Annotated in this window: 1 protein-coding gene; it reads right to left on the reverse strand. The window is 69.7% G+C overall.

Features of this window, described 5'->3' with window-relative positions:
- Positions 1 to 194: 194 nt before the first annotated feature.
- Entirely contained in the window at positions 195 to 401 is a 207-nt protein-coding gene (locus VE26_RS19050; protein WP_152658646.1) for a hypothetical protein, read from the reverse strand.
- Positions 402 to 508: the final 107 nt, after the last annotated feature.

Raw genomic sequence — 508 nt, forward strand, 5'->3', positions numbered from 1 at the left:
CCGCATCCGGAATCACCCCGAGGCCGGCCACTCGCTCAGGGGGGGTCGCCCGCTAAAGTCGAGGCGGGAGCCTGGTCGTCGCGGCGACGGTTCCGAGGCCCGATCGGGTGTCGGCGGACGCGCTTATTGTGTGCGGCGGCTGGCAGCCGGACCTGTCCCTTTGGCACATGGCTGGCGGCTCCAGCCTCTGGCAGTCATTGCGCCAGCGTCTTGAACCCGTCGGAAACATCGACGGCATTGCCCTGGCCGGCAGCGCTGCCGGCCAGGGCAATGCCGTCGATGTTTCCGACGGGTTCAAGACGCTGGCGCAATGACTGCCAGAGGCTGGAGCCGCCAGCCATGTGCCAAAGGGACAGGTCCGGCTGCCAGCCGCCGCACACAATAAGCGCGTCCGCCGACACCCGATCGGGCCTCGGAACCGTCGCCGCGACGACCAGGCTCCCGCCTCGACTTTAGCGGGCGACCCCCCCTGAGCGAGTGGCCGGCCTCGGGGTGATTCCGGATGCGG

It is taken from the genome of Devosia chinhatensis (assembly GCF_000969445.1).
Lineage (GTDB): Bacteria > Pseudomonadota > Alphaproteobacteria > Rhizobiales > Devosiaceae > Devosia > Devosia chinhatensis.